The sequence below is a fragment of the Chrysiogenia bacterium genome (assembly GCA_020434085.1).
Classification (GTDB): Bacteria; JAGRBM01; JAGRBM01; order JAGRBM01; family JAGRBM01; genus JAGRBM01.
Genome location: JAGRBM010000014.1, coordinates 1 through 4,643, shown reverse-complemented (window position 1 = coordinate 4,643; position 4,643 = coordinate 1). Strand labels below are relative to the sequence as shown.

General features: G+C 64.4%; 5 protein-coding genes. All 5 read right to left on the bottom strand.

Annotated elements, in window-relative coordinates; translation table 11 throughout:
• On the bottom strand, positions 1-878 hold an 878-nt coding region (locus KDH09_00370; protein MCB0218119.1), incomplete at its 3' end, for a 4-hydroxythreonine-4-phosphate dehydrogenase PdxA.
• Positions 879-893: 15 nt separating this feature from the next.
• Positions 894-1,895 (bottom strand): peptidylprolyl isomerase, encoded by a 1,002-nt coding sequence (locus KDH09_00365; GenBank protein ID MCB0218118.1) that lies wholly within the window; start codon positions 1,893-1,895, stop codon positions 894-896.
• On the bottom strand, positions 1,892-2,839 hold the full coding sequence (locus KDH09_00360) for a peptidyl-prolyl cis-trans isomerase (GenBank protein ID MCB0218117.1): 948 nt from the start codon (positions 2,837-2,839) through the stop codon (positions 1,892-1,894). Before KDH09_00360 ends, KDH09_00365 begins: the two co-directional genes overlap by 4 nt.
• Before the next feature lie 51 nt (positions 2,840-2,890).
• The gene (locus tag KDH09_00355) at positions 2,891-3,925 is read right to left on the bottom strand and encodes a peptidylprolyl isomerase (protein ID MCB0218116.1); all 1,035 of its coding nucleotides are present in this window, start codon (positions 3,923-3,925) and stop codon (positions 2,891-2,893) included.
• A gap of 95 nt (positions 3,926-4,020) precedes the next feature.
• Positions 4,021-4,643 (bottom strand): transcription-repair coupling factor (locus KDH09_00350; GenBank protein MCB0218115.1); only part of this gene is annotated, 623 nt, incomplete at its 5' end.

Genomic DNA, 4,643 nt, shown 5'->3' with positions numbered 1-4,643 from the left:
CCGTCGTGGAAGTGCACGAGCTTCAGCGGCGCCAGGCCCTGGTCATGGTACATGGCGATGACGGCGTCGTAGTCGCCCTCGTAGGCGCGGTAGAAAACGGTGTCGGGGGCATGGGGGCCGCTGACGTTGAGGCCCTCGGCTTTCAGGCGCGCGATGGCCGGGGCGATGAGGTCGGCCTCCTCGCTGCCGAGCATTCCCGACTCGCCCGCGTGGGGGTTGAGGCCCGCCACCGCGATGCGCGGCAGCACGATGCCGAAATACCTGGTCAGCCATTCCTGGGTCAGCCGCGTGACTTCCTCGATGCGTGCGGCACTGAGCACCTCTGGCACCTTGCGCAGCGGCACGTGCACCGTTGCCAGCGTCACGCGAAGACGCGGTCCCGCGAGCATCATGGCGAAGCGGCTGCCCACGCCCGACTTCTCTGCGAGGATCTCCGTGTGGCCGGGCGCGTCGATGCCCGCCGCCTGGAGCGCGGTCTTGGCCAGCGGCGCGGTCACGAGGCCGTCGAGCTGCCCGGCCATGGCGAGCTCGATCCCGGTGACAAGATAGCGATAGACTTCGCGACCGAATCGAAAGCCCGGCGGCTGCGCGTCCTTTAATTCCGCGGCGCTGATCTCCGAGAGGTTGACGCAATAGAGCGTGTGGGGAATCGGTGCGATCGGCAGGGCGTCGGCGAGCACGGTTTCGACATGCAGCGAGGGCGCGAACTGTTCGGCGGCACGCCGGAGCAGGCCGGCATCACCCAGCGCAACGGGAAGGAAGGCCTCCCCCTGCCAGGCATCAACGCCGCGCACGAGCAGTTCGGGCCCCACACCCTGGGGATCGCCCATGGTCAGGCCGATGCGCACGGCTTTTTCGGAGTACATTGCGGCGCTCATGGGCCGGCCTCCGTGCTAGAGCTTGCGCTCGATGTGAAGCTGTTGTTCCTGTTCGGCGAGCCAGGCGTTGAAGGCTTTTCGCGCGCGTTCGCCAAAGATGCGTTCGCGAAGCTGGTCGCGCACGTCCTCGAAGGAAACATCGGCACCGCCGCGACGTTCGATCACCTGAATGAGGAACATGCCCTGCGCGGTCTTGATGGGCTCGCTCACCTCACCGTCCTTGAGGTTGAAGGCGGAGGCTTCCACCTCGGGAATCATCTGTCCTTTTTTGAGGAAGCCCACATCGCCGCCCAGGTTCGCGGCCGGGCCCTCGGTGTTCTCGGCCGCGACCTTCGCGAAATCAGCGCCGCCGCGGATCTCCTTGAGCAGCGCGGCGGCCTTTTTCTGTGCGGCCTTCATCTTTTCGGGCGTATCGCCGCGCAGGAAGAGCAATCGCAGGTGCACTTCGGCGGGGCCGCCGCTGGCGTATTCCTGGTTGAATAGCGCGCGTTCGTCGGCTTCGCTCACCTGCACGCCGCGCGCGACGCGGCGCTGCACTTCGCTTTGAAGAATACCCTGCCGAAGTTCGTCGCGATAGTCTTCCCAGCTATAGCCCTGGCTCGCGAGCTGCGCCTTCACTTTGTCACGGGTCACGCCCTGCGACTCGGCAATCGAATCGATTTGCGCGTCGATCATGGACTCGGTCACCACGACGCCCAGGCTCTTGGCGCGCGCCTGCACGACCTTGTCGCGAATGAGCTGTTCGAGGATCTGCGGCGCCTGCCCGGCGAGCTGCTTGCGAATCCACTCATCGCGCTCGGCCTCATCGAGCCCGGCGGCCTTTGCCTGCGCGTCGAAACCGGCACGATTGACCGCAACGAGCGCATCGAGCGCGGATTCGAGATCCGAGAGCAACACGACCTCATCGCCCACCACGGCAACGATGCGCTCGACCACCTCCGCGGCGGCGACGCGCGCGGGAGCCGCCGCAATCAGCAGCGCCGGGAGAAGCCAGAGAATTGTCGGACGAAATTTCATTGCATCAGCAGTTCGGCGTGAAATTCGATGTTCGCCTGCTTGCGCAGTTCGTGAAGCCACTTGTCATGCACCTCGCGCATGCGGTCGGTACGCAGGCGCTCGCGGATTTCTTCCCTGGCTTCCTCAAAGCTCACCTGGTGGGGCTGGCGAATGTCCTCGACCAGGAACAGGTGATACCCGTAGGGGCTGGCCACCACCTTTGAGACCCGCCCGGGCCGCAGCATAAACACTGCCTGATCGAATTCAACCGGCATGTATCCGGCCGAGAAGTAGCCCAGATCGCCCCCGCTGGAGGCGTCCGGGGAAAGGGAGTTGGCCCTGGCCACTTCGGCGAAGTCCGCCCCGCGGCGGATCTCGGTGCGCAGCTCTTCGGCCTTTTCCGCCGAGTCGACGAGAATCTGGCGGGCGTGCACCTGCTTGGGCTGGGAAAATTCCTCGATGTGGGCTTCGTAGTACTCGCGCAGTTCCTCTTCGGTGGGCTCGGCGATCCTGGTCGCCAGGGCCTGCTCGGTCGCGAGCATGGAGCGCTTCCGGCTGCGAATGAGATCCACCCACTCGGCCTCGGTGAGCTGGCGCTCGACGAGCATCTGCTCAAAACCCACGTCGTCGTAGCCGGACTTGAGCCGCTGGACTTCCTCGGCCAGCGCCTTTTCGTCGACCTTCACGCCCGAGGTGCGGGCGTACTGGTCGAGCACCATCCGGTCGGCCATGCGCTGGAGAAAGGAGACCTGCTCGCGAAGACGCTGCGGCGATCCTTCCGGCAGGTCACCGGCGTTGACAGCTTCACGCTCGAAGGCCTGGTAGAACGCGCCGAGCCCCAGGCTCTCGCCGTTGACGACGAGGACCGGTCGCTGCTCGATCGGAATTTCCTTCTCGCAAGCTGCGCAGAAGAAAAGCGCCGACAAGACGACGAGGGGTACGGCCCAGGACCGTACCCCTCGCATCATGGAGTTGTTTTTGAAATATCTCACGCCGTGGGTCGTGAACGCGCTTCCTTACTGCTCGGCGCCGCCCTCTGCCGGGGCCGCTTCCTGCGTCTCGGCGGCGGGCTCTTCAGCCTGTGCCGGCGCGCTCGAACGCTTGGCTCCACCCATGCCCAGATCGAGGGAGTAGAGCAGCTTGTCGTTCACGTCGATCTTCGCGTTGCCGCGCAGGTCTTCCTTGAAGTTGTCGACCGCCGCGACGCGCATGCGCTGGGCGATGCGGGGCTTCACTTCGGAGAGCGGCGCGGTGATGGTCTTTTCCTTCTCGGTGCGCTTGAGGATGATCCAGCCATAGCCGACTTCAAACGGCTGGCTGAGCTCGCCCACCTTGAGCTTCTCGCCCTCTTCCTGCACGCGGGCAGACCAGCGCGAGAGATCGACAAAACCCATGTCGCCGCCCACCTGGGCGCTGCGGGGTTCCTGCGACTCTTTCTTGGCGATGGCCGCAAAGTCGCCGCCGCCCTGGAGTTTCTTGTAGATCGCCTTGATCTCGGACTCGATGCGCTTGTCGTCCTCGGGGGTGCGGTTGGGGGGACGGCGCTTGAGGATCATGGAGAAGCGGCCGCGGTTCTGGGTGAACTCCTCGATGTGGGAGTTGTAGTACTCTTCAATCTTCGCATCGTCGACAGGCTGGCGCTGGATGTCACGACGCAGTGCCTGGATGGTGACGCGCTCGGCGTATTCGTTGATACGGCGGGCGACGTCTTCATCGTTCTGAAGGCCGCGGGACTTGGCTTCAATATAGAGGAGCTTGTCCTCGACGAAGTCCTCGAAGAACTTCTTGCGCTTGTCGGGCTGCATCAGACCGCTGCGGCTGGTCGGCGGCAGGCGGCGCGCGGCCTGCATGAATTCGTCGGTGTAGACATCCACGCCGTTGACCGTGGCCAGCACTTCGCCGGTGGGCTTGGGCATGTCGGGCATCTCGGCCGAGCTCGAAGCGCCCTCGGCACCGGCTGCGGGCTTGTCCTTGTTCTTGTCGCAGGCACCCGTCAGGACGAGGGCAAGGGCGCAGAGCGCCAGAATCCAGCTATTGCGATGGCTTTTCATTCCAGTGGAACTCCTTGAACCGCTTGGGTTCTTCATAGATTTCGTGTCAGATCCCCGGGTTCCCCAACCCGTCCGATACCCGGCTTCCCCGCCCGCTAGCGCAGCGCGGCGAGGATCTTTCTGGTGGAAGCGGCCGGGTCTTCGGCTTCTTCGGCGCTCAATTTCACCAGTAACCGCATATCAGGGCGCAAACGGTAGCGCTGTGGCTCGGCGGTGACAAGCCCCAGCAGTTTCTCCTGGTTGATCTCCACCCCGCGCGAGAGGTCCTCGTGGAAACGAATGGACAGGTCGCTGCCCTTGAGTTCCACCAGTGTCACGTTCATCTCCCGCGCCAGAACGCCCACCTGGAGGGTTCCCAGCAGGTTTTTCACCGGCTCGCCCGGCGGGCCGTGGCAGTCGATCAGCTCGTCGGCGACGTCCTGCAGCTCCTGATCGGTCAGGGCGTTGGAGAGTTTTTTATAAAAATTAATCTTCTCTCCCACGTCCGGAACGTAGTCATCGGGCAGGTGCGCCTCGAGTCCGAGGTTCACTTCCGGGTCGATGCGCTCGTGCCAAGCCTCGCCCTTGAGCTCGTGCACCGCCTCTTCGAGCAGCTCGGTATAGAGCTCCAGCCCGACCGCGGCGATGTGACCCGACTGGGAGTCACCCAGCAGGTTGCCGCCGCCGCGCAGTTCCAGGTCGTAGGTCGCAATGCGGAATCCCGCGCCAAGGTCCGAGT

Excerpts from the sequence above, each read along its gene's own strand:
- KDH09_00360 (MCB0218117.1), bottom strand. The coding sequence starts at position 2,839 with ATGCGAGGGGTACGGTCCTGGGCCGTACCCCTCGTCGTCTTGTCGGCG.
- KDH09_00365 (MCB0218118.1), bottom strand. The coding sequence starts at position 1,895 with ATGAAATTTCGTCCGACAATTCTCTGGCTTCTCCCGGCGCTGCTGATT.
- KDH09_00355 (MCB0218116.1), bottom strand. The coding sequence starts at position 3,925 with ATGAAAAGCCATCGCAATAGCTGGATTCTGGCGCTCTGCGCCCTTGCC.